The organism is Pedobacter aquatilis, assembly GCF_032678405.1.
GTDB lineage: Bacteria > Bacteroidota > Bacteroidia > Sphingobacteriales > Sphingobacteriaceae > Pedobacter > Pedobacter aquatilis_A.
Genome location: NZ_JAVTSJ010000006.1, coordinates 289,766 through 311,370 on the forward strand (window position 1 = coordinate 289,766; position 21,605 = coordinate 311,370).

Below are 21,605 nucleotides of genomic sequence, written 5' to 3' on the forward strand. Positions count from 1 at the left end.
TTGAGCGGAAGTCGCCATCCTGAGGAGGTATGAGGAAGCAATCTATGTTTGAAGAGATTGCTTCGTTGGCTGAAAAAGCCACCTCGCAATGATGGAATTAGATAGGATTTGCCTACCCCAGAGCCATATGGTAAATTTTCTTGTTATATTCCGGGTTTGCTCCAGGCTGTGAGGCAACAAAGGCACCAACTTTGCAGGCGTTATCCAGAATGGTTTCTGCCGGATAGCCTTGTAAATAGCAGGCAATAAAGGTAGCTAAGAAGGCATCGCCTGCCCCAACTGTATCTGCAACCTGAACTTTGTAACCAGCATGTTTAAATAATTTTCCGTCTTTTAAAACGCACGCACCTTTATCACCAAGCGTTAAACAAATTATTTCGATGTTATATTTAGCCGATAGCTGCTTAAGCAATTGCTCATTGGTATTGCCTGTTAAACCAAAACTGTCGCGAACCCATATAATTTCATCTTCATTAATTTTAAGAATATCTGCCTTTGCTAACAGTTCGCCAATTAATTCCTTTTCGAAAAACGGGGCACGCAGGTTAATATCAAATATTTTTGTTTTAGCATGCTCCAGCAAAGAAAAGATGGTTTCCCTTGACTTTTCTTCCCTGCAGGTGAGGCTGCAATAAACCATCGCATCGGCCTGCCTAACGGCTTCGAGGTTTTGTTCGTTAAGTTTTATATCATCCCAGGCTACAGGCTGTTTAATCGTATAGGTCGCCTGATGGTTTTCATCAAGCTGTACCACCACGGTGCTGGTTGGTAAAGCGGTATTCACCTGAATAAGGCTGGTAGGGAAATGTGCCTCCTCCAGAAAGCTCAAAAGCTCCCTGCCATTATCGTCATCGCCCACGGCACTAATAAAGTTACCCCCGATACTTTGTTTATGTAAATTCAAGGCAACGTTCATGCTCGAGCCGCCTGCTTTTTTACCATCCGGGAAAACATCCCAGAGTATTTCGCCAATGGTGATTACTTTATTTTGCATGGATGAAGATTGATTATGTAAAGAAACAATTTTTATGCATTGAACGAAATATTTTGTTTTATATCTTTACCTCAAGACCTAAAAATTATGAAAAAACTACTAGTTATTGCTTTAATGCTTGTTTCGGCAGCAATCTTTGCTCAAACAGCAAAAGACCGTCAGGCTATTTTAAATGTGCTCGAAAAACAACGCTTAAACTGGAATAAGGGCGATTTGGAAGCTTTTATGCAAGGCTATGTGAAAAGTGACAGTTTGCTTTTTGTTGGGCAAAGCGGGCCGACTTACGGCTATCAGAAAACGCTGGATAACTATAAAAAAACATATCCTGGTAAAGCCGGAATGGGTATTTTAACCTTCGGTATTAAAAAGGTAGATTTTCTGAATAAAGATGTAGCCTTCGTATTGGGAAGCTGGCATTTAAAACGCGAAAAAGATGAGCCTAAAGGCTATTATACCCTTTTGTTTAAAAAGATTCAGGGGGAGTGGAAAATATTTGTAGATCACTCGAGTTAGATCAAACTACATTTCCATAGCGGAGAAATCTTTAAAGCGCATCCGCTTTAAAGATTTCTCTTTTATATTACCTTAATCGAAGCGATTCGGGCATGCTTATACTGGATTATTCACCCAGTTTAAAATTCTTATAATAATAGTCCTTATCCTCATCTGTAATTGCCCTGATTACCCTGCAAGGATTTCCTGCAGCAAAAACATTATCCGGCACATCTCGGGTTACTACACTACCCGAACCAATTACCACGTTCGAGCCAATTTTAACGCCGGGGTTTATAACTACGTTTCCGCCAATCCACACACTGTTGCCAATGGTAATTTCCTGCGCCCACTCATGCTCTTGGTCGCGGAGGTGTGCATGTATCGGATGCCCTGCCGTATAGATTGCCACATTAGGGGCTATGAAAACACTGTTTCCTATGCTCACTTTTGCACAGTCTAATATCACAAGGTTAAAATTTGCATAGAAATTATCGCCAATTTCAATGTTGTAGCCATAATCGCAACGGAAAGGAGGTTCTATGTAAAACATCTTTTCAGTTTTACCAAACAGTTTTTTTAAAAGTTCTTTACGCTGTTTGATGAATTTGGGTGCCAGGTTATTGAATTCGTAAACAATTTCACGTGCCTTTAACCTTTCTTTAGCCAGTTCGGCATCGCCAGCCTGATAGGCTTTTCCGGCCAGCATTTTTTGTTTTTCGGTAAGTGTTTCGTTTTGCATGTACCGAAGTTAGAAAAGATTATGTATTTTTTACCTATACAGGTATTTTGTAATGAGGTTGCTTTAGCCTCGATGAGGCCAGGCCTTATAACGTTTGCTAAATTCGTTAAACAAAAAACGGGGCTACCGATACATCGATTCCCCGTTGAAATTGCTTTCCCCAAAAACCAATTAACGGCTTTTGCTGTGGTTTATTTTAAGGCTTCCCTTTAGCCAATGCTTTTTCTGCAATTTTAACCGCTTGCTTCTCCCGCCAGTTAGCATACTTTTCTTTGAAAGTCATTTTTATTAAACTGTCGATAGCGCCATGGGTAAATAAACTCCACACACTTGCCACTTTGCGGCTGATGGATTGATCCCAGGCACGTAAGCTTAATGAGAATGAACCATCAACATATTTCATCCAGTGCCACATGCCGGTAGGCATAAATAAGGTATCGCCATGCTCTAAGAAAACTTCGTAACCTTCTACACCTTTCAATGCCGGGAATTTCTCAAAATCAGGGTTATCAACTTTATAATCTTCTAAAGCATAAGTTGCGTTTGGCAGGCAATATAACCTGTCTTTCCACTTATAATCGAAAAGGATAATATGTTTTCTTCCACCGAAGTGTGTATGGAAAATATGTGGTAAATCGATATCGTAGTGTAAAAAAGTTACCGAGTTCGAGCCGCCAAAAAACATGGCAGGCATACTCTCGATAAAGCCGCCCATTAAATCTTTCGGAATTTTAATGTCGTTAATTAAGCTTGGTACCTTTTTAAAAAGGTTAAAGAAAAATATTCTTAACTCCGTTGGTTCACGCTTTATTAAATCCAGGTAATCGCCAAACTTCATGTGCGCAGTTGCAGCATTAATTGGCTTTGACGGATCGGCCTTTGAGTTATCATACAATGGAACTTCTAAGTCGCCGCCAATTTCCTTTAAATATTCAGTAGTCCATTTTTCTCTTGCAGGCCAGTCTTTCGTTAACCCTCTGATTACTAGTGGTTTCTTGGTTTTCAAATAATTTTTCTTGAAATCTTCGGGAGTAATATTCTCGACGATATCTACAGGCTTTAATATGAAACTCATGCTTTTAAATCGGTTATTTGTTGCCGAACAACAAATGTGGAAATTTTATTTTACAATTCAGACAGCTTTAAAGAAATGTGACGCAAATTACTTAATTGTAGCTTTGCATTTAGTTAATCATTTGTTAACCTAAGCTAAAACGCTCTTATTTATAATTTCGGTATAAGCAGCATCCCATAAATCGATGCGGTTTTGTAAGGCTTTTTTCGCAGTTTCCTCGGCCTCTGCCCAGAAATTCTCTTCCTTTTCACAAAGCTTTTCGGTCATGGATAGTGCAAGGTGACTGTGACTGTCGCCATCAACTTCTATATGGCGATCCAGATAGTATTTAAAAATTGATACCTGGTTAGCTTGTGTGCTGTTTAAATCGTTTACGATGCTGAAAAACATGTTTGGGATTAAATCTTCACGGCCGAAGGTAAAGCTTGCCGCCTGCAAATGCGGTTTTTCGCTGTAAATGGTTTCAAAAGTATCCTTTACAAATGCCCGTGCTGCCTGCGGTACGTTGGCCAGCTCAAAAGCCATATCAAAATCGCGGCCCTTTTGCAAGGAATGTAAAAACTGGTTTATCGGTTTAACATTTGCCCCGCACTGTATCATGGCATCTAAATAGAGTTCGAAATGGCTTTTAATGTTTCCTTCAGCATCTATGTCGCTTTCCTCTCCGGCTACAATTTCGTTAATCAGTTGCCTTGTTACTGCATCGCCAACCGGGAACCACGGTAAAGTGGTGCAGGTTAAATTTATTTGTAAGGCTTTTAATAGCGACATAAAATCCCATACCGCATAAATATGGTGCTCCATGAATATGCGGAGGTCTTCAAGCTCATTAATTGCCGAATAAACTTTGTGGTTGATGATCTGCTGCCTTAAAGGCTCAATCCTTTCCTGGATTTTTAAAATATTGGGATGCATTGTTGTGATGGTTAATAACCGGAATTAAATTTTATTAGGCTTAATCCCCATTTTGCGGCAAAAATAAATACTTATTAATAGTATAGGCTACAAAATCTAAAACCTGAACCAGCGCTGACAAATAATGCTGTTCGTGATTGATTTAACAACAAAAAAAACGCTCCCGCTTTGGCAGGAACGTTTTAATTGTTGTACTGGGGATGATAATATTATTTAGGCATTAAAACGGTATCAACCACGTGGATCACACCATTTTTCTGGTATACATCAGCAATCGTTACGGTGCTCATGCCGCCTTTTTCATCTTTTAATACTAATTTTTTTCCTTCCATCCATGCCCATAGCTTGCCGCCTTCAACAGTTGTTAATTCAGCTTTGCCACCACCAGCTTTAATGGCAGCTGCAATTGCTTTGCTATCCATTTTACCGGCAACAACATGGTAGGTTAAAATTTTTGTAAGGGTAGCCTTGTTTTCCGGTTTCACCAGCATATCAACTGTTCCGGCAGGTAATTTATCAAATGCGGCATTGGTAGGGGCAAACACGGTAAACGGACCGGCGCCTTTTAAAGTTTCAACCAAACCTGCTGCTTTTACAGCTGCAACAAGGGTAGTGTGGTCTTTTGAGTTTACCGCATTATCAACAATATCTTTCGTTGCATACATGGCGGCACCACCAACCATCGGATTTTTTTGAGCGTAAACCTGAGTAGTAATTGCCATAGTAAATACAGCAAAGGCTGATAAGATTAATTTTTTCATTATTTCTAATTTTTAAGTTTCTGTTATTTGAATCCATTTACGACAGCTTACTGATGTCTGGTTTTTTAGAAATAAAATTTAATTGTAATGTGTTGTTTGTCAGCTGTTTATTTTTTTTATTTAAAATGTGATTCAACAATACTTAGGGTATTTCAGCACATCTTTCCGCTAAATCTTTTAAATAATTCAGGTCAGCCTAAGGCATAAGTAGCTGCATATTTAAATTATGCCACTGCATACGGTTTAAATAAAAAAACCTGTGCATGGTACACAGGTTTCGTTTATGTTGTTAAAAAATGAGCTGATTTAAACGACTCAGGTAACCTTAGCTTCCCTTATTTTCTTCGAAAAAAAGTTTGGGAAAAAACGTTTCATCCAAATGGCTTTGGTTTCTTTGCCACCAATGTAAACCTCTTCTTTTTTCATGTTAATGGCTTTAATAATTTCAAATGCACAATCTTTTGCCTCCATGCCGTTAGCCTGTGCATCATCCATTGTGCCCTGGCTGTTGCCACTTGCCGTAAGGGCGTTAACTGATACATTGGTTTTAATAAAACCCGGGCAAACAATTGTTATACTGATATTTTTGTTGTAAACCTCCGAGCGTAATGAATCGAAATAACCATGCAGTGCATGTTTTGAAGCCGCGTAGGCAGAACGTAATTTTGTTCCGAATTTACCAACTAAACTACTTACCACTACAATTTGTCCACCACCGTTTTTAATCATCGATGGCAGAACAGCTTTGCTCAGCACCACCGTTCCCCAGAAATTGGTGTCCATTATTTTTTGTTCGGTATCAAGTCCTGTTTCCAGTGCCAGTCCCCGCTGGCTTACCCCACCACTGTTAATAAGCAGGTCTATCTTTCCGAATATCTTTACTGCATCATTAGCCTTATCTGCTAAGATTTCAGTTTCACTTAAATCGAAAGGTAAAACATGAACATTAAAGGAGTTTTGGCAGTTGCCTTTCACCCTAAAAAGCTCATCTCGGTTACGGGCAGAAATAATCAGTTTATTTCCGGCCTTAAAATATTCATATACCAGGGCTTCTCCAATACCTGAAGATGCACCTGTAATCCATACAATTTTTGACATGTATTTTTAAATTTTTGTATAATTGGATTACTGAATTAATAAACGAATTAGTGAGTGGTGAGGTGATTGAATTATCAATTGATACACACATTCTCTTATTTTAAAATCACTAATACCTAATCAACAATAAACAATTCTGCAGCAATATGGTCGGCAAAAAGCTTCCCGTTCTCACTTAATTTTATAATATCACCTTCATAAATTAACCAGTCTTTATCTTCAAAGCTCCGCAGGTTATGTCTGGTTTCTTCAAGAAAATCTTTCCCAAAATCGGTATTTATTTTGTTTAAATCAGTACCCCACATTGTTCTTAACGAAGTCATCATGTATTCATTAAAGCGGTCTTGTAAGGTTAACTCTTCAACCGTTTCAGGTAAACTGTTTTTGGACAGTTTTTCCATATACAAAGCATTATTTGCAGGGTTCATATAACGGTTTCTTCCATCAAAACCATGTGCCGAAGGGCCAATGCCAATATAGGGTATTCCTTTCCAGTAATTTGTATTGTGCACAGCATAGCAGCCTGGCTTGGCAAAGTTCGAAATCTCGTAATGTTCAAAACCGGCAGTTTTTAATTTATCCATGAGCATTACAAATTGGGCCGCACTCTGCGTATCATTAACTGGAGGCTGCTTTTTGTTTTTAATGGCATGTGCCAAAGCTGTTTTAGGTTCGACAGTTAAGGCATAGGCCGAAATATGGGGTACACTTAATTCGATTGCATGATTAATATTCGTAAGCCATTTCGTATCGGTAAGTAGCGGGTAGCCGTAAATCAAATCGAGGGTAAGGTTTTCAAAACCGGCATCCTGACTTCTTTTTATACAGCTTTCTGCTTCCTCAGCATTGTGCGCCCGGTTCATCCAGATCAAGTCTTCGTTATAAAAAGATTGGATACCTATACTAAAGCGGTTAACAGGCAGTTGTTTAAGTGCTTTTAGTTTCGCTGCGGTTAAATCATCCGGATTGGTTTCAATCGTAATTTCAGCATTGGCATTAACCGAAAAGGTACTGTTAATGGCGTCAAAAATTTTCTGTAAGGCTGGTAGCGATAATATTGATGGCGTTCCGCCACCGAAGTAGATCGAACCAACCTGACCGGAAATTCTATCTTTCTTCATTTTTATTTCTTTGCATATAGCCTCAACCATTTCATCTGCATATTTTAACGAGGTGCTGAAATGAAAATCGCAATAATGACAAGCCTTTTTGCAAAAAGGAATATGAATGTAAATTCCGGACATTTAATGATTTTGGATGTTTTGAATGTTGCTCCAGCAAAAAATTGAAGAAGCAAAAGTAAGAAATTACTTATTCAAAAATTGAACTGCCCTAAAGTTAGGTTATGCATAAAGTAAAGTTTGCCAGAAAAACCTTAAATAAAAATAAAGGCTTATTTAATAGCGGGAATTCCCATGACAAATTCAACCTGGAATTTTCGGGTTCTGCATTGAATTTAATACTTTCGGGCAGGAATTAGCTGCTTGTTAATTTTTATCAGACTTAAGGAATAAGCCACAAAAACCATCTAAAAATGAAAATTCGTTTCATGTTACTGCTCTTGTTGTTTTCAAACCTTCTTGCTGCCCAGCAGGTAGACCAGGGAAAGCTCGATGAGTTTTTAAACCATATTAGTCGTAATAATCTGGGGGCCGGTAGTCTATCCGTCTTTAAGGATGGCAAACAGGTGTACAATAAAGACTTTGGACAGGAAAACATTAGCAGTAATTTACCTGAAACATATAAATACCAGGTAGGTTCGGTAACCAAACTGGTTACTGCGACTTTGATTTTTAAGCTAGTGGAGGCTGGGAAATTAAGCCTGGATGATAAACTATCTAACCTATTTCCAAAAGTGCCGAATGCAGCGAAAATCAGCATTGGCCATTTATTGGCACATACCAGCGGGCTTGGTAGTTATGTTGTAAAAGACGGTGAGGTATGGGTAACAGAAAATGTTACTGAAAAGGAGATCTTTGACCTGATCGCTGAACAGGGTGTGAGTTTCCAGCCAGGTGAAAAGGTGAGTTATTCCAATACTGCTTACTATTTGCTGGCGAAAATAGTAGAAGCGAAATACAAAATGCCCTACCACAAAGTTGTGGAACAGGAAATTATTAAACCCCTGAAATTGAAAAGCCTTGCTTCGATAAAATCAGGCCCGGAAAATGTGTTGAAACCTTATCAGTTTAAGGATGCTAACTGGACAATGGTGAAGGATATTAATTTTGTAAATGTTATTGGTGTGGGCGACATCTGTGCTACACCAGAAGAACTTAATATTTTTATGGAGAACCTTTTCCGGTATAAGCTTATTAATAAATCATCACTGGAAAAAATGTTGCCTGTTATAGGGCGGGAAAGCTGGGGTCGTGGTATTGCAGAATGGGATTTTGAGGGACTGAAGTTTTATGGACACGGAGGAGATACACTTGGTTCACATGCTATACTCATTTATGATCCTAAAACCAGGCTTTCCATCGCATATACAACCAACGCTGAGCGGATAAAAAAGGAAGAATTTATGGCCTTTATCGTCAAGGCTTTACAAGGAAAAGCTTTTGATTATCCAACGAAAGGCTAAGGCTTAAGAGCCGGTTTCGCACCATGCCAGTAGTTTTGATTTAAATATACAGGTTATTACCCTCCGGATTTATGAAATCACACTATTGCTCCATAAAAGCTTTAAAACGATTCAAAACCGACTGTGTGAAATTTTGCTGAATAGCTACCGGCGTTGTATTTTCAGGCTCAAAAGTTTCACGGATAATCGTGTTATTCTCTTTGGTATAGAATTCCACTAAACTTTTTCTGCCATCATCGCAGGTACTTTCAATTGATTTTAGTGGAATTACCCTGTCGTAAACCCCGCTATAATCAAAGCCTTCCATTGCATCTTTTCTTTCCATTCGGTAAAAGAAAGTGCCGCCATCTTTTAGGTTGTTGATTGCTTTCGGACAATGCCAATCTTCGAAGGGAATATTCCAGATTTTTATAGCCTCTATCGCGGTCCAGTGCTTCCAGACTTCATGTATAGGTTTCTCTATAGATACGCTTACAACTAATGGATTTTTCATGTATTTGTTTTTTCTATACGGGTAAATCGCCAGACTGTTAATCGTTTGCTGTATGGCATCAAATAATCCATGTATCGGCAAATTAACGCTCATTATGCCCGGATTTATTTTCTCCTCACCAGTGATGTATCAAAAAGCGATTATATCACAAAGTTGGAATTAATCTGTTACTTTTTTGATGGGCAGATCGGCCAACTTAAGGGTTGAATATTCAGAAATTGAACTGAGGTAAAGTTAGTTTTTAAGAAACTTCAGGCGTTGAAAACCTTCCGTGGTTTAAGTGTTCGCTTTTCAACGCTCGATGAAACCTAGTAATGTATCTAAATGAAAAAATGGGATAATTTTTCAAAAATCCCGTTCAGCGGAGAGGGCGGGATTCGAACCCGCGGTACCTTGCAGTACACACGCTTTCCAAGCGTGCTCGATCGACCACTCTGACACCTCTCCATGTTGGAGTGCAAAAATATATTTTTTATTGATATTATCAGCAAATAAGAACAGCATTCAACTGCTTTAAAACTGAAATGCTATTTGCAGTTTTTTCGCTTATTACCCTAACCGACTAATGCAAGTATATCTCTATAAAATGATTTACAAAACGCTATGGTTAAGGCGGGGTTAAGATACATTTTAGTCGGGGTTTGGTCGGGCTTGTGACAATTCTACCCGACTGAAACCTGTTTTATGGCTGATGCAAACCCAATCAAAAAACGAACTTCATAAAAGCCTGGCTCAGGCTTTATATATTTTCAGCATTGCGAATAATGAGACAAAAAAAATGCTCCGGATTATTCATCCGAAGCACCTTTTATTATTGTTTTTTTGGTGATTAATCGATAACCGTAATTTTTAACATATTGGTTTTGCCTTTTGCTTCCATAGGGATTGCAGCAGTGTTAATTACAATATCGCCTTGTTTAACCAGTTTTTTGCTTTTTAAGAACTCATTAACTTCGATAATGGTATTGTCAGTACTTTCCCACTTATCGTAGTAAAAACCCCTAACACCCCAAAGCAAGCTCACTGCATTTAACAATGCCCTGTTGCTGGTAAAGATGAATGTTAAAGCTTCTGGTCTGTGGCTCGAAATTTCGAAAGCCGTGTAACCACTCAAAGTCATCGATACGATACCCACAGCATTGGTTTGTTTAGCTAAGAAACAAGCCGAATCGCAAATCGCATCGCTTAAGAAAGAAGGTGATTTTGGTTTTAAGAACTTATCAGGGTTGAAAGGGTAGTTGTTTTCTTCAATGTTCTGGATAATTTTCTGCATCGTTTCAATAACGATTAACGGAAACTCACCAACTGAAGTTTCGCCACTTAACATTACTGCATCAGCACCATCAAGTACCGAGTTAGCTACGTCGTTTACCTCAGCACGTGTTGGGCGAGGTGTGGTAATCATGCTTTCGAGCATCTGTGTAGCCACAATTACAGGTTTTGAAGCGGCCCTACATTTGGCAACAATCATTTTTTGTAATAAAGGAACTTCTTCCATCGGACATTCAACACCCAAATCTCCACGGGCAACCATAATACCATCTGTTGCCGCGATGATTTCATCGATGTTAGCAATTGCTTCCGGTTTTTCTATTTTAGCAATAACGCGGGCAGTTTTACCTCGCTCAGCAATTATTTTTTTAAGCTCTACAATATCTTCAGCCTTACGAACAAAAGATAAACCAATCCATTCTACATCATTTTGTAAAACAAATTCTAAGTTTTCGCGGTCTTCAGGGGTTAAAGAAGGAATAGAAACTTTTGTATTCGGAAGGTTAACGCCTTTTCTTGAAGTTAAAATACCACCGTGAACGATTTCGCAAACTACTTCATCCTTTAAGTTCGTCGAAATAACTTTCATCTGAAGTTTTCCGTCGTCGAGCAAAATAATTTCACCAGCCTGAACATCCTGCGGGAAATTCTGGTAAGTGATATAAATACGCTCCTCATTACCAACACATTCGTTTGTTGTAATAATCGTTTTAGTGCCGTTAATCAGGTTAATACCACCTTCTTTAACTAAACCGATACGGATTTTTGGTCCCTGCAAATCGGCCAGGATACCTACATTATAATCGTATTTTTTATTCAGATCGCGAATGGTATCTAAAACAGCCTGATGGTCTGCCTGAGAACCATGAGAGAAGTTTAAACGACAAACATCTAAACCGGCATTAAACATACTATATAATACATCTGGTTTAGCTGAAGCTGGGCCGAGTGTGGCTACGATTTTTGTTCGGGAATGAAAAGGTTTCATTTAATAATTTGATTTAGCAATGCAGTTTTGTGTTCTTAATTAATTACCTAAATTAATCAAACCGCATTAAATTTTATATATAATTTTGTTTTGTACAGTTTTATTATAACCCTCAAATATAGTGTATTTAATACACCAAGTATATAATTTTTATATTACCAAATTCTCTTTCGATTTTAATTTGGTAGGATCTATTTTTGCAGCTACCTGTATATCAGGTAGTTTGTTTAGTCCGGTTATTAAATAATTTAAATCTTCCTTGTCAATAAATTCTTTAATGATGATGAAAAAATCAACTTTATTCATTTCTGGTACGAGAATCCCATCGCTGCTTTTATTACTGATCAGGTAATATTCTACCTCACCCTGCTCTACAAAAAAGTAATATTTAGAGAAAGACCAGGCCGGTTCATCAATGTTAAAAAAAATTTCATGGTCCTCAACTTTAGCAAATTGTGTGTTTAAACGCGTATTAATTTTGTGGCATAAAACGTAATCTTTTAGCGGTGCAGTTATCGCAATTAGTATGAAATCAAGGTCTAAGGTTAATTTTAGGTAAGTTTTGTTCAAGTGGAAATAAATTATTTACAGAACGAAATTAAAAAACTAATTCTATATTCGCTTGTTATTTGAGAGCCAAAATTTCGGTTCGAAATAAAAACATTTGAAAATTGTAAGAATTTATTTTTCTTTGCACAGAATTATTTAACCATTAAATTATAAAATTATGTCTGATATTGCTTCAAGAGTTAAGGCTATTATCGTAGAAAAACTAGGTGTTGACGAAAGCGAAGTTACGCCAGAGGCTTCATTCACCAACGATTTGGGTGCAGATTCTTTAGATACCGTAGAGTTAATTATGGAATTTGAAAAAGAATTCAATGTAGCTATTCCTGATGATCAGGCTGAAACCATCGGTACAGTTGGTCAAGCAATTGCTTATTTGGAAAAAAACGTTAAGTAGAATTACGCTTTTTCAGTATAAATGGAATTAAAAAGAGTAGTAGTAACAGGGTTGGGTGCGCTCACTCCTATAGGCAATAATGTTCCTGATTTTTGGGAAGGATTGACTAACGGGGTGAGTGGCGCTGCTCCTATTGTGGGTTTTGATACTGAGAAGTTTAAAACCAAATTCGCTTGTGAAGTAAAAAACTTTAACCCGGAAGATTTTCTGGAGAAAAAGGAAGCACGCAAGCTAGATCCGTTTGTACAGTATGCGCTGGTAGCTACAGATGAGGCAGTGAAAGATGGTGGTTTTGATTTTGAGAAATTAGATACCAACAGAATCGGCGTTATCTGGGGTGCAGGCATCGGTGGATTGAAAACCTTCCTTGATGAGATTTCTAATTTCGCCAAAGGAGATGGTACCCCAAGGTACAATCCATTTTTTATCCCTAAAATGATTATTGATATTGCTCCAGGGCATATCTCTATCAAATATGGCCTGCGTGGGCCAAACTTTGCAACTGTTTCGGCATGTGCTTCTTCTACAAATGCAATGATCGATGCATTTAACTATATCCGTTTGGGTATGGCCGATGTAATCATCAGCGGTGGTTCTGAAGCCATCATTAACGAGGCAGGAATGGGTGGCTTTAACGCCATGCATGCATTGTCTACACGCAACGACGATCCGCAAACAGCATCACGCCCTTTCGATAAAGACAGGGATGGTTTTGTAGCTGGTGAAGGCGCTGGAACAATTATCTTAGAAGAACTTGAACACGCTAAAGCAAGAGGTGCTAAAATTTATGCAGAACTTGTTGGCGGTGGTATGAGTGCCGATGCTAATCACATCACCGCACCACACCCTGAAGGTTTGGGCGCACGAATGGTAATGACTAATGCCTTAAGAGATGCAGGTTTAACTACTGCCGATATCGATTATATCAATGTGCATGGTACTTCTACGCCACTGGGCGATATTAGTGAAACCAAAGCTATTGGTGATTTATTCGGAGAAGATGCCTATCGCTTAAATATCAGTTCAACAAAATCGATGACTGGCCACCTTTTAGGTGCTGCCGGAGCTGTTGAGTCAATCGCTGCAATTCTTGCTGTTAAAAATGATATTGTACCTCCTACAATTAATCACTTTACAGATGATCCTGCTTTCGATCCAAAGCTAAACTTTACTTTTAATAAAGCGCAAAAACGTGTAGTTAGGGCTGCTTTAAGTAATACATTCGGTTTTGGTGGTCACAACGCATCCGTTATTTTCAAGAAATACGAAGATTAACAAAAAGCTGGGCTATATAATTTTGTATGCTAATTAAAAATAGATAACTTAGTTAAATATGCTGATTAGCCGTTAATTGTGTTATTTATTTAATGCCGATATTAAAATTATATAAACTTTATCTTTCTCCGGAAAAGGAGTTTGTTAAAAAGCTGAAAAATATTCTTGGTTTCATCCCTGGGAATGTAACGCTTTATAAAATGGCGTTCAGGCACCGTTCTGTGGCCAAAGTTTTGAAAAACGGAACCCGCAGCAGTAATGAACGACTGGAATTTTTGGGTGATGCGGTTTTAGGCTCGGTAATAGCAGAATTACTCTTTAAGCATTATCCTTACAAGGAAGAAGGTTTCTTAACGGAAATGCGCTCTAAAATTGTAAACCGGGCAAACCTGAACCAACTGGCAAAGAAAATGGGCTTTGATAAACTGATTCAGTTCGATCAGCGTTCAGTGAGCATCCAGACTAAACATAATTCTATGCTTGGTGATGCCTTTGAAGCTATAGTTGGTGCAATTTACATGGATAAAGGCTACAATTTTACCAAAGAGTTTTTACTCCGGAGGATTGTAAAACCGCACATCGATATTCATACCCTTGAACTTACTGAAACCAATTTTAAAAGTAAACTCATTGAGTGGTGTCAGCGGCATGGCAAAGATGTAATGTTTGAACTTGCCGAAAATGGTGAGGGTGAAAGCACGAAATTATTTACCATTAGTGCCATGGTTGAGGGTGAAAAAGTTGGGACTGGAAGGGATTATAACAAGAAAAACGCTGAAAAACTGGCCGCCGAAAAGGCCTGCGAAACGCTTAGTATCTAGAAGTTCATTCTCATTGGTTCATTAGTCATTGGTGACTAGTTCATTGGTAATTGATTCATTAGGAACTGCGAACTGAAAACTGCCAACTACTTCCCTTTACCCAATGTATCCGTAAATTTCTTCGACGATTCTTTAATGTATTTAATGTAGTCGTAACTGTTCCAGTGTTCTGCTTTTTGATATTCCGGGCGGTAATCAAGCATATACCTTTCTAAGGTGTCGCCTCGCAAGGTGGTGTTGTTCTTGATTATTGTCTGGTTAAAATAAGTGTCAATCTGCGATTGTTTTATTTCATTATCAGCATAGCGGCTAAACCTTCTTGCATTTTTAGGTTCTTTTCCAACCAGATTGTATAAGCCATTTAAGGGATTAAAGATTGCCGACAGGAATGATGATTTTCCACCATTATAAACCCCTTTGTTTTGATATTCTCTTTTTATATCGGCTAAGTCTTGCTTTTTTGTATTACCAATGATGGTTACTTCATTTAAAGTGGTACTGCTTCTAACCAGATAAATAAGGATATCCTGCTGTGCCCTGATTACAATTCGCTGGTCGTTAAGATAGGTTTTGGCAATTAAAAGGGTATCGCCAACTGCTACTTTAAGCTGAAACATGCCCAGGTCGTTGCTGGTAACCCCAATTTTTGTACGTTGATTGCTAATATTTGCCAAGGCCACCCTAACATTTGCACCTTTTTCAAAAACGACTCCTTTAACAATAAATTCCTGTGCGCTGGAAACCATTGAAATACCCGACAAGCAAATTATAAGAAAGAAAATGAGGTAGCGGAATTTCATCTTGTGTGCGATATTTTTTGTAAAATTAACAATTGTTAGCCAAGTAAACTGTTAAAAAAACGTTAAGAACCATGGGAAAGTTTGCCGGAATGTTGTATTTATTGTATTCGGCAGCAATATTTTTTGTGTTAATGGTAGTGGTTTGTCCGTTCATTATGCTGGCAATGGCGGTGTTTAACGAAAAAACGGGTAAACGTTTTTCTTTTTTCTTTCTGAAATGTTGGGCATGGGGTTTCAGCATGCTTACCTGCCTTTGGTTTACAGCTCAGGGGAAAAGCCATATTGATACTTCCAGATCTTACATCTACATCGGTAATCACGGATCGTTCCTGGATGCTGTAGCTATAGTAATTTGCATTCCACAGGCTTTTAGTCCGCTGGGTAAAATAGAGATGCTTAAAATTCCGGTTTTTGGCTGGATTTATAAGAGGCTTGTCGTGATGATTGACAGGAGTAGCCGCGAAAGCCGCGATCATTCTGTTGCAGAACTTAAAAAAGATCTTGCTGAAGGACAATCTATTCTCATTTTTCCGGAAGGTACCATGAACCAAACTGTATATCCGTTAAATCCATTTTTTGACGGGGCTTTCCGTCTTGCCATTGAAACGCAAACACCTCTTTTACCTTTTGCCATTTTGAACAGTAAAGAACATTTACCACGTAAAAACCCATTATTAATTAAGCCCGGATTAATAAAAACACATTTTGGCGAAGCTATTCAGGTAGACGGCATGACCGCCGATGATGTAGAAAAACTGAAACAAAAGGCATTTAATGCCATACTTACACTTTTACAGAAATAGCTGTTTTATGTAAACTCTTAGTTGCCGCTAATAAGTCTTCACTATTTTTCTTACCTTTGCGCATGATAAAATCCATGACAGGATACGGCTTGGCATCAGCCGATTATGCGAACGCAAAATATAGTGTCGAAATCAAATCGCTCAACAGCAAATTTCTCGAGCTTAATTTAAAATATCCTAAAGCCTTTTCTGATAAAGAGTTAATTCTGCGCAATGTTTGCAGTAAAGATATCGAACGCGGAAAAGTTAGCCTGAATATAACCGTAGAGCGTAGTTCAGGTGAAGTTACCGGCGCTACTATTAACGCAGAATTGCTGGCGCATTATTATAATCAACTGGTTACGGTAAACGAACAGCTAAAAGCCAACAGTAGTAATTTATTACAAACTGCCCTGACGTTTCCTGAGGTAATCAGCTACAAAGAAGAAAGTGTTAGTGAAGATGAATGGAACGAATTATACAAAATCTTTACTGATGCCATAATTAATTTCAATAAATTCAGGGAGGATGAAGGTGCAGTTTTAAAAACTGATTTAGCGCTGAGGATTAAAAATATTCTTTCTTATTTTAAATCGGTTGAAGAACTGGAGCCCAGAAGAATTTCTGCCATCCGCGATAAATTCAACCAGTTTTTAGATGACGCTGTTGGTAAAGTTAATATCGATCAGAACCGTTTTGAGCAGGAGTTGATCTATTACATCGATAAAATAGATATTACGGAAGAAAAAACCCGTTTAAAAAGCCATTGCGATTATTTTCTGCAAACCTTAAATGGTAAGGAAGCAAACGGTAAGAAACTGGGATTCATTTCTCAGGAAATTGGGCGTGAAATTAATACCATGGGCGCAAAAGCTAATGATGCGCAAATACAACAGTTTGTTGTGGGTATGAAAGAAGAGTTAGAGAAAATTAAAGAACAGTTATTAAACGTTTTATAAAAAGCTTAAAGCTTAAAGACTAAGGCTTAAAGCTTTGGACTTTGCGCTTTCGGCTTTCCGCTTACAAAATGAAACAAGGCAAATTAATTATATTTTCAGCACCATCAGGAGCAGGTAAAACTACCATAGTACACCATTTACTTAAAAAGTTTCCTGAGTTAAGTTTTTCTATTTCTGCTACCACACGCGAATCTAGAGGTGCTGAACAACACGAAAACGATTATTATTTTATATCAAAAGAAGAGTTTCTTCATAAAGTTGCACACCAGGAATTTGTAGAGTTTGAAGAAGTTTATAACGGGACTTTCTATGGAACATTAAGATCTGAAATCGAAAGGATCTGGAATGATGATAAGCATGTTATTTTTGATATTGACGTGGAAGGCGGGCTTCGTTTAAAACGAAAATACGAACAAGACGCACTGGCTATTTTTGTGCAGCCACCATCGCTTGAAGTTTTAAAAGAGCGTTTGAGTGGTCGCGGTACTGATAGTGCTGAAAAGCTGCAGGAACGTTTTATTAAAGCAGAGAAAGAATTGCTTTATGCCGATAAATTCGATGTAATTTTAAAAAACTATGATCTGGAAACTGCCTGTGCCGAAGCGGAGCAATTGGTAGGGGATTTTTTAAAGAAATAATCTTACGTCATTGCGAGGCACGAAGCAATCTGATTAACAAAGGCTAATTTAAAGGATTGCTTCGTGCCTCGCAATGACGATAACATAAATAAGAAATAACTGTAAATTGAAAACTGGTCTTTTCTTCGGTTCATACAACCCCATACACACCGGGCATTTAATTATTGCCAACTATATGGCTAACCATACCGGGCTTGACGAAGTTTGGCTGGTTGTTTCGCCACATAATCCGCTAAAAGATAAAAGCGGTTTAACCAATATGTACGACCGCCTGGAAATGGCAAAGCTTGCCACAGAAAATGCTGAGCATATCCGTGTAAGTGACATCGAATTTGCATTGCCCCAGCCATCATACACCATTGATACTTTAACCTACCTGCACGAAAAATATCCGGAAAAGGAATTTGTGTTGATCATGGGGGCCGATAACCTGGTGTCTTTCAAAAAATGGAAAAACTATGAGGTACTATTAAAAAATTACCAGATTTATGTTTATCCCCGTCCAGGTGCAGACGTATCTGAATGGGAAAACCATCCCTCAATAACCTTTACCAATACGCCGCTAATGGAAATCTCTTCTACATTTATCCGTAAGGCGATAAAAGAGCATAAAAATATTCAATATTTCCTGCCGGATAAAGTAATCGACTTTATCGATGGTAAGGGGATGTACAAATAATCAAGCCCCTTTTCAAAAAACAAACAGCTTAAATATTGCTGTAAAGCCAGTTTTTAAACTCTTCGATGTTATAAAATATTTCATCGGGTTTCAGGGGGATTAGCTTTTCAGGCTCAGCGGTTTCGGCCCACGCGGCGGCTACCACCGGAATACCAACTTTTCTGCTCGCTTCAATATCGCTGGGGGCATCACCTACATAGATAACTTCTTCGGGCTTTAATTCGGGTAAAGCCGATAAAACAGCCTTAATTCCATCTACTTTTCTTGGGCCGGAAGGGGCACCTGTTTCTATAATTTCGAAGAAATTACTGAGTTTAAAATGTTTTAAAGAAATTGCTGTACTGTATTTACCTTTACCGGTCACCATTGAAACATGGATGCCTTTTTCTTTCAGGTGATTCAATAAATCTTCAATACCATCAAAAGTAGCCGGGCACATTTTATGAAGCTGTTCGTAGTAATGAAGGTAGCTTTTTACGCCTTCATCATATGCTAATGGCGCTAATGCTTTTATAGTACCTTCTTCTGAGGGGCCAAAGGTTGCAATGATTTCCTCATCAGTAAGCGTACGGTTAATTAAGGGTTCTATCGATTGTCTGAAAGCCTGGATGCATAACGGAAGTGTGTTTGCAATGGTGCCATCTAAATCGAACATTACGGCTTTTATTTTTGACATTGGTTTTGCTTAATACAATAAAAATATTGCTGGTTGCTTGTGTAAATCTACTTTTTCTTTCCGCCAGTTATAAATACTCTGTGTTTTAATGTATTCATCAGCTCCCGTTAAATTGCAGGCTATACAAAGCTGGGTATTCGGCTTACAGCTTTTTAAGATTTCCTCGAGCATCTGGTTATTGCGAAAAGGGGTTTCAATAAAAATCTGTGTTTGCTTGTACCTGCTTGCGGATAAGTCCAGGTCTTTAATGCGTTTGGTGCGGTGTTCCTTATCAATCGGCAGGTAGCCCCAGAAAGCGAAGCTCTGCCCGTTAAAACCAGAAGCCATTAACGCTAAAAGTATAGAGCTGGGTCCAACTAAAGGAACAACTTTAATTCCTCTTTTGTGCGCCTCGGCTACAATATCAGCACCAGGGTCGGCTATACCTGGGCAACCTGCCTCGCTCATGAGGCCAACATCTTTTCCGGCTTTAAGCTCTGTAAAAAACTGTCCTAAGTCTGTCCGGTTATGTTTGCCATAATCATGAACAATTAAGTCCTTTTGTGGCGTTTTCAGCCCTGCCTCTTTCAAAAACTTTCGGGCAGTTTTACTATTTTCAACAATATAGGTGTCAATCTGGTTAATGGTATCTACCAGGTATGGGGTAAAAGTTTTATGTGCTGCCTCTTCTGCAAGAGGAACAGGGATCAGGTATAAAGTGCCGTTTTGCATGCTACAAAAATACTCACAATAAACAGGATTTAAGTTTTAAAGTTTCGGGTTGGGGCAATATAATCTCTTTTGTAAACAAAGGTGTAGCAAATTTTATTTCTGGCTGACTTATTTTCAGCACAATTATATGGCATACAAAACGTTAAATATTAGTTAAATATGCCCTGTGGAGCAATATTTCGCAGAAAACATAAAAAACTATGCTTGCATATTAAACCAGTAACATTTTTGGTTCTCTAATTGATACACACACATTAGGTTATTAAAATATAAACACACAAATGAAAACACTGAAAACTACGGCACTTGTGCTGGGGCTATTTGGGCTCCTTGCCGGAACAACCACCCTTGCCAGGGCACAAGGCTATGAAGAAAACTACCAGGATGATGGTTACAGTACTGGTAATATTTCGCTTCAAACCTTTTACGATGAACTTTCGCCTTATGGCACCTGGATTCAGGACCCTCAATATGGTTATGTATGGCGTCCGGATGTAGACCAGAATGAATTTCGCCCTTATTATACCAACGGGCGTTGGGCCATGACCGAATATGGTAATACCTGGGTTTCCAATTATGATTGGGGCTGGGCGCCATTTCACTACGGGCGTTGGGTAATTAATGGCTACAGACAATGGATCTGGTTACCTGATACTACCTGGGGACCTGCATGGGTTGATTGGAGAAGTGGTGATGGGTATTATGGCTGGGCTCCAATGGCACCAAGCATCAGCATTAACCTGAGCTTTGGCCGCCGGTATGTAGTACCTGATTTTTGCTGGAACTTTATCCCTCAGGCAAGTATTTATATCAATACTTTTCCAAGGTATGACTATGGCCGTAACAACGTGTACATACGCAATACCACCATTATCAATAACACTTATGTTTATAACAGAAGAACTTATTATGGGGGTCCAAGAATAGAAGATATCAGACGTGCAACCAACCGGGATGTAAGGGTTTACAGATTTGATCAGGGAAGCAGACCTGGTGCCGGCAGGGTAGATAGCAGATCAGTCTCTATTTACAGACCAAGACCTGAGCGTGGCGCTGTAGATAACCGAAATGCTGCACCAAGGAAATTTGAGCAGGGTAATGCGGGTTTCAACAGAAACGGAAGAGGCGATAACAGCTATTCAAACCGTGATCAGCGGGGTGGAAATGACAATAGATTTGGTCAGCGAAATGATAACAGAGGGGATAATGGTAATGCCGATAATCGTAGGGACAATAATAACCAGCCTTATAACAGAGGTGGCGTTTTTAACCGCGATGCTAACGGAAGAACAGACAGGGCGAACCAGAATTTTGGGGATGCAGATCAGCGAAACAGGCAGGCAATGGAGCGTACGCAAGAACAGGGTAACCGCGATCAGCAACGAATCCAGCAAATGCAGCAAAGAAATCAGCAGGACAGGATGAGCCAGGACCAGCAGCGTGCGCAAAGAGATATGCAGGCACAGCAACAACGTGCACAGCAAGATCAGCAACGCCAGCAAATGCAGCAGCGTAATGAGCAGATGCAGCAACAACGTTCTGCTCAAATGGAACAGCAAAGAGCACAACGCGATCAACAGATGCAACAACAACAACAACAACGTGCACAGCAAGATCAGCAACGTCAGCAAATGCAACAGCGCAATGAACAAATGCAGCAACAACGTTCAGCCCAGATGGAACAGCAAAGGGCACAACGCGATCAGCAGCAACAACAACAACGTGCACAGCAAGATCAGCAACGCCAGCAAATGCAACAACGTAACGAGCAAATGCAGCAACAACGTTCTCAACAGGCAGAGCAACAGCGTCAGCAGCAAAGCCGTGGTAACGAAAGAAGCTCAGAAGGGGGTGGACGACCTACGAGAGGTGGAAGAGGATAAGGC

23 protein-coding genes and 1 tRNA gene are annotated in these 21,605 nt (G+C 39.0%); 10 read left to right on the forward strand and 14 right to left on the reverse strand.

Translation table 11 applies throughout. The annotated features are described in order from the left end of the window. Positions 1-112: 112 nt before the first annotated feature. Positions 113-994 (reverse strand): carbohydrate kinase, encoded by an 882-nt coding sequence (locus tag R2R71_RS17225; protein ID WP_316832514.1) that lies wholly within the window; start codon positions 992-994, stop codon positions 113-115. 87 nt (positions 995-1,081) lie between these two features. Here R2R71_RS17225 and R2R71_RS17230 point away from each other — a divergent pair, with 87 nt between their 5' ends. Beyond that, the gene (locus R2R71_RS17230; protein ID WP_316832515.1) at positions 1,082-1,507 is read left to right on the forward strand and encodes a YybH family protein; all 426 of its coding nucleotides are present in this window, start codon (positions 1,082-1,084) and stop codon (positions 1,505-1,507) included. 106 nt (positions 1,508-1,613) lie between these two features. Here the strand turns inward: R2R71_RS17230 and R2R71_RS17235 are convergent, their stop codons facing one another. From R2R71_RS17235 to hemW, 6 genes are all read right to left on the reverse strand, one after another. Beyond that, positions 1,614-2,228, reverse strand: coding sequence for a sugar O-acetyltransferase (locus R2R71_RS17235; protein ID WP_316832516.1), 615 nt, complete (start codon positions 2,226-2,228; stop codon positions 1,614-1,616). Between the two features lie 196 nt (positions 2,229-2,424). Then, positions 2,425-3,303, reverse strand: a complete 879-nt coding sequence (locus tag R2R71_RS17240) for a cupin-like domain-containing protein (protein WP_316832517.1) — start codon at positions 3,301-3,303, stop codon at positions 2,425-2,427. A 129-nt stretch (positions 3,304-3,432) separates the two neighbouring features. Further along, the gene (locus R2R71_RS17245) at positions 3,433-4,218 is read right to left on the reverse strand and encodes a DUF3050 domain-containing protein (protein WP_316832518.1); all 786 of its coding nucleotides are present in this window, start codon (positions 4,216-4,218) and stop codon (positions 3,433-3,435) included. A 209-nt stretch (positions 4,219-4,427) separates the two neighbouring features. Continuing rightward, positions 4,428-4,979, reverse strand: coding sequence for a fasciclin domain-containing protein (locus R2R71_RS17250; protein WP_316832519.1), 552 nt, complete (start codon positions 4,977-4,979; stop codon positions 4,428-4,430). A gap of 315 nt (positions 4,980-5,294) precedes the next feature. Then, positions 5,295-6,077: an SDR family oxidoreductase gene (locus R2R71_RS17255; protein WP_316832520.1), complete on the reverse strand. Its 783-nt coding sequence runs from the start codon at positions 6,075-6,077 to the stop codon at positions 5,295-5,297. A 116-nt stretch (positions 6,078-6,193) separates the two neighbouring features. After that, the gene (hemW, locus tag R2R71_RS17260; RefSeq protein WP_316832521.1) at positions 6,194-7,321 is read right to left on the reverse strand and encodes a radical SAM family heme chaperone HemW; all 1,128 of its coding nucleotides are present in this window, start codon (positions 7,319-7,321) and stop codon (positions 6,194-6,196) included. 290 nt (positions 7,322-7,611) lie between these two features. On the opposite strand from hemW, the gene R2R71_RS17265 reads away from it, so the two are divergent. Further along, on the forward strand, positions 7,612-8,661 hold the full coding sequence (locus tag R2R71_RS17265; RefSeq protein WP_316832522.1) for a serine hydrolase domain-containing protein: 1,050 nt from the start codon (positions 7,612-7,614) through the stop codon (positions 8,659-8,661). An 82-nt stretch (positions 8,662-8,743) separates the two neighbouring features. Here the strand turns inward: R2R71_RS17265 and R2R71_RS17270 are convergent, their stop codons facing one another. The 4 genes from R2R71_RS17270 to R2R71_RS17285 all read right to left on the reverse strand — a co-directional run bounded on the left by R2R71_RS17270 (position 8,744) and on the right by R2R71_RS17285 (position 11,984). Next, a complete protein-coding gene (locus R2R71_RS17270; RefSeq protein WP_316832523.1) occupies positions 8,744-9,247 on the reverse strand; it encodes an SRPBCC domain-containing protein in 504 nt (167 codons plus the stop codon). A 269-nt stretch (positions 9,248-9,516) separates the two neighbouring features. Further along, positions 9,517-9,601, reverse strand: a tRNA-Ser gene (locus R2R71_RS17275). A gap of 382 nt (positions 9,602-9,983) precedes the next feature. Continuing rightward, entirely contained in the window at positions 9,984-11,414 is a 1,431-nt protein-coding gene (gene pyk / locus R2R71_RS17280; protein ID WP_316832524.1) for a pyruvate kinase, read from the reverse strand. Between the two features lie 150 nt (positions 11,415-11,564). Then, positions 11,565-11,984, reverse strand: a complete 420-nt coding sequence (locus R2R71_RS17285) for an IPExxxVDY family protein (RefSeq protein WP_316832525.1) — start codon at positions 11,982-11,984, stop codon at positions 11,565-11,567. 157 nt (positions 11,985-12,141) lie between these two features. On the opposite strand from R2R71_RS17285, the gene R2R71_RS17290 reads away from it, so the two are divergent. The 3 genes from R2R71_RS17290 to rnc all read left to right on the forward strand — a co-directional run bounded on the left by R2R71_RS17290 (position 12,142) and on the right by rnc (position 14,474). Then, complete coding sequence (locus R2R71_RS17290) at positions 12,142-12,378, forward strand: acyl carrier protein (protein ID WP_008508386.1); 237 nt, start codon at positions 12,142-12,144, stop codon at positions 12,376-12,378. A gap of 21 nt (positions 12,379-12,399) precedes the next feature. Further along, entirely contained in the window at positions 12,400-13,653 is a 1,254-nt protein-coding gene (fabF, locus tag R2R71_RS17295; RefSeq protein ID WP_316832526.1) for a beta-ketoacyl-ACP synthase II, read from the forward strand. 92 nt (positions 13,654-13,745) lie between these two features. Then, positions 13,746-14,474: a ribonuclease III gene (gene rnc / locus R2R71_RS17300; RefSeq protein WP_316832527.1), complete on the forward strand. Its 729-nt coding sequence runs from the start codon at positions 13,746-13,748 to the stop codon at positions 14,472-14,474. Between the two features lie 86 nt (positions 14,475-14,560). Here the strand turns inward: rnc and R2R71_RS17305 are convergent, their stop codons facing one another. After that, positions 14,561-15,274, reverse strand: coding sequence for a hypothetical protein (locus R2R71_RS17305; protein WP_316832528.1), 714 nt, complete (start codon positions 15,272-15,274; stop codon positions 14,561-14,563). 71 nt (positions 15,275-15,345) lie between these two features. Between R2R71_RS17305 and R2R71_RS17310 the strand changes: the two genes are divergently transcribed. From R2R71_RS17310 to nadD, 4 genes are all read left to right on the forward strand, one after another. Then, the gene (locus R2R71_RS17310) at positions 15,346-16,077 is read left to right on the forward strand and encodes a lysophospholipid acyltransferase family protein (protein WP_316832529.1); all 732 of its coding nucleotides are present in this window, start codon (positions 15,346-15,348) and stop codon (positions 16,075-16,077) included. Positions 16,078-16,151: 74 nt separating this feature from the next. After that, positions 16,152-17,015 carry a YicC/YloC family endoribonuclease gene (locus tag R2R71_RS17315; protein WP_316832530.1) on the forward strand — a complete coding sequence of 288 codons (864 nt, stop codon included), beginning with the start codon at positions 16,152-16,154 and terminating at the stop codon, positions 17,013-17,015. A gap of 68 nt (positions 17,016-17,083) precedes the next feature. Further along, positions 17,084-17,653 (forward strand): guanylate kinase, encoded by a 570-nt coding sequence (gmk, locus tag R2R71_RS17320; RefSeq protein ID WP_316832531.1) that lies wholly within the window; start codon positions 17,084-17,086, stop codon positions 17,651-17,653. 106 nt (positions 17,654-17,759) lie between these two features. Next, positions 17,760-18,332: a nicotinate (nicotinamide) nucleotide adenylyltransferase gene (gene nadD / locus R2R71_RS17325; protein WP_316832532.1), complete on the forward strand. Its 573-nt coding sequence runs from the start codon at positions 17,760-17,762 to the stop codon at positions 18,330-18,332. 28 nt (positions 18,333-18,360) lie between these two features. Here the strand turns inward: nadD and R2R71_RS17330 are convergent, their stop codons facing one another. Both R2R71_RS17330 and R2R71_RS17335 read right to left on the reverse strand, forming a co-directional pair. Beyond that, complete coding sequence (locus tag R2R71_RS17330; RefSeq protein ID WP_316832533.1) at positions 18,361-19,008, reverse strand: HAD family hydrolase; 648 nt, start codon at positions 19,006-19,008, stop codon at positions 18,361-18,363. Between the two features lie 9 nt (positions 19,009-19,017). After that, positions 19,018-19,719 carry an SAM-dependent methyltransferase gene (locus tag R2R71_RS17335; RefSeq protein ID WP_316832534.1) on the reverse strand — a complete coding sequence of 234 codons (702 nt, stop codon included), beginning with the start codon at positions 19,717-19,719 and terminating at the stop codon, positions 19,018-19,020. Positions 19,720-20,000: 281 nt separating this feature from the next. On the opposite strand from R2R71_RS17335, the gene R2R71_RS17340 reads away from it, so the two are divergent. Beyond that, positions 20,001-21,602 carry a DUF6600 domain-containing protein gene (locus R2R71_RS17340; RefSeq protein WP_316832535.1) on the forward strand — a complete coding sequence of 534 codons (1,602 nt, stop codon included), beginning with the start codon at positions 20,001-20,003 and terminating at the stop codon, positions 21,600-21,602. Positions 21,603-21,605: the final 3 nt, after the last annotated feature.